The following is a 2,752-nucleotide window of genomic DNA, read 5'->3' as shown; positions in this document are numbered from 1 at the left end:
ACTGGAGGCTGGCCGGGAGGCGCACCGGGCGGCGAAGGCCGAGACGGCGGAGCTCTTCCAGCAGATGCGCGCCCAGGAGAGCGAACGCAACCGCGCCCGAGACACCCGGAACCGGCTGCAGGTGCGGGCCGAGGCGGCGCAGGCCGAGGCGGAACGGCTCGCGCAGGCGCTCGGCGCGACGGAGCCGGCGGAAGCCGAGGCCCTAAGCGCGGCCGAGACGGCCCGAGCACAGCTTGCCGATGCCGAATCCCGGCCCCGGCCCATCCTGGATGTCACCCAGCGCGATGCCCTCCTCGAGGAATTGGACGCGGCCCGGGCGCTGGAGCTGACGGCCCGGCTCGCCCTGGAAACCCATCGCGAACGGCTCCGGGCGGCGCGGGAGCAGGCAGAGCGCCTGGCCGAGCAGCTGGATCGCGAGCGCCGCGCCGCCGAGGAGGCCGCGCGCCGCTCGGTGCTCCGCGCGCGGCAGCGGGCCCGCGCGAGCCGGGTCGCGGACGCCCTGCCGGGGCTGCGCGCCGCCGTGGACCGCTCGCTCGCGGAGGCCCGGCAACAGCAGGTCGCCGCGGAGCAGGAACGCGCCCGGACGAGTCAGGAACTGACCCTGGTTCGCTCGGAGGAGGCCGAGCTGCGTGAGCGGCTTCGGCTCCTGACCGAGCAGACGCACCGTGCCGAGCTCACGAGCTATGAGCGAAAGCTGCAGCTCTCCTCCCTGTTGGAGCGCGCCGGGAGCGAACTGGGGCTCGTCGAAGACGTGCTCGTTGCCGAGTACGGCCCGGACCAGCTCGTGCCCCTGACCCCCGGGTCCCCGGAGGAGCCAGCGGCGGAAGCCGAGCCGGACGAGGGCCACGAGGACACCCCGGGGGTGCCCTATGTGCGCGCGGAGCAGGAGGCCCGCCTGCGCCGCGCGGAACGCCAGCTCACGGAACTCGGCCGCATCAACCCCTTGGCGCTGGAGGAGTATGCGGCGCTCGAACAGCGGCACCGCTTCCTCACCGAGCAGCTCACCGACCTGACGAAGACCCGCCAAGACCTGCTCTCGATCATCGCGGACCTGGACGAGCAGATGGAGGGGATCTTTGCCGCCGCCTTCGCCGATACCCAGGCCGCCTTCGCCGAGGTGTTCCCCGTGCTGTTCCCGGGCGGTTCGGGCGAGATCGCGCTGAGCGACCCCGGTGACCTGCTGAGCACGGGCATCGAGATGACGGTCCGCCCCGCGGGCAAGAAGGTCGAGCGGCTCTCGCTCCTGTCGGGCGGGGAGCGCTCCCTCGCCGCCGTCGCCTGGCTGATCGCGATTTTCAAGGCCCGCCCGAGCCCCTTCTACATCATGGACGAGGTCGAGGCCGCGCTCGACGACGCGAACCTCGGGCGGCTGCTCCAGGTCTTCGAGGGACTCCGGGCGACGTCCCAGCTCATCGTGATCACGCACCAGAAACGCACGATGGAGATCGCGGACGCGCTCTACGGGGTCTCGATGCGGCAGGACGGCATCTCCGCCGTGGTCGGTCAGCGGATGGCGTCCCGAGAAGCGGGCACAGAAACCGAATAGACTCGGAGGCATGTCGCAACGCTCCTGGTCTTTCGCAAACGCCTTCCGTGGCATCTTCGGTAAAGAACTCATCACCGAGGACACCTGGGACGAGTTGGAGACCGCGCTGATCACCGCCGACTTCGGCCCCGATGTCACCGAGCAGGTCCTCGACTCGCTGCGCGCGGACGTGGAGCGGCACTCGGTCACGGAGACGAAGGAGCTCCGCGGGATGCTTCGGGACGCCGTCGAGGAGCGGCTCGCCAAGTTCGATCCGACGCTGCGCCTCCAGAACCGGCCCGCGGTGATCCTCGTCGTCGGGGTGAACGGGGTCGGCAAGACGACCACGATCGGCAAGCTCGCCAACTACCTCGCGACCTTCCAGAAGCGCGTCCTCGTCGGCGCCGCGGACACCTTCCGCGCGGCCGCGGTCGAGCAGCTCGCGACCTGGGCGGAGCGCTCCGGCGCCGAGATCGTGCGCCCCCAGCAGCAGGGACAGGACCCCGCCTCGGTCGCCTTCCAGACCGTCACCCGCGCCAAGGAGGAGGACTTCGACATCGCCATCATCGACACCGCCGGCCGCCTCCAGACCAAGGGCGGGCTCATGGACGAGCTCGGCAAAATCCGCCGGGTCGTCGAGAAGCAGTCGGAGATCGCCGAGGTGCTCCTCGTGCTCGACGCCACCACGGGCCAAAACGGGCTCGCGCAGGCTGAGGCCTTCATCCAGCACGCCGGGGTCACCGGCCTCGTGCTGACCAAGCTCGACGGCTCCGCGAAGGGTGGTTTCGTGCTCGCCGTGCAGGAAAAGACGGGCCTGCCGATCAAGCTCGTCGGCCAGGGCGAGGGGATCGGCGACCTCACCGGTTTCACCCCGCACGTGTTCGCGCAGCAGCTCGTCGGCTAACGCCGCACACATTTCCCGGGCGAGGGCTCGCTCGGGCGTTTCCCCGCGCGCGCCCCGTTAGGCTGTTTTGAGACGAAAGGGCACCATGACGATCACCGTAGCCGCCGATGGATCCGCGCTCGGCAACCCCGGCCCCGCAGGCTGGGCCTGGGTCGTAGACGACTCCTGCTGGGGCGCTGGCGGGTGGAAGCACGCCACCAACAACCAGGCCGAGCTGAAGGCCGTGCTGGAGTTTCTCCGCGCCACGGCTCACCTCGACGATGACCTGCGGATCATCTGCGACAGCCAGTACGTCATCAAGTGCCTCACCGAGTGGATGCCCG

Annotated in this window: 2 protein-coding genes and 1 pseudogene; all 3 read left to right on the top strand. The window is 70.5% G+C overall.

Annotated elements, in window-relative coordinates:
* Nucleotides 1-1,546: pseudogene (locus OOT08_RS01250) on the top strand (AAA family ATPase); the annotation flags it as partial.
* A 10-nt stretch (nt 1,547-1,556) separates the two neighbouring features.
* Complete coding sequence (gene ftsY, locus OOT08_RS01245; protein ID WP_325090765.1) at nt 1,557-2,429, top strand: signal recognition particle-docking protein FtsY; 873 nt, start codon at nt 1,557-1,559, stop codon at nt 2,427-2,429.
* A gap of 85 nt (nt 2,430-2,514) precedes the next feature.
* On the top strand, nt 2,515-2,752 hold a 238-nt coding region (locus tag OOT08_RS01240), incomplete at its 3' end, for a ribonuclease HI (RefSeq protein ID WP_325090764.1).

The organism is Leucobacter sp. M11, assembly GCF_035726885.1.
Taxonomy (GTDB): Bacteria; Actinomycetota; Actinomycetes; order Actinomycetales; family Microbacteriaceae; genus JAPFRB01.
This window is presented reverse-complemented; position numbering and strand designations above follow the sequence as displayed.

What these genes read in the sequence shown, in the direction of transcription:
- ftsY (WP_325090765.1), top strand. Translation starts at nt 1,557, where the DNA reads ATGTCGCAACGCTCCTGGTCTTTCGCAAACGCCTTCCGTGGCATCTTC.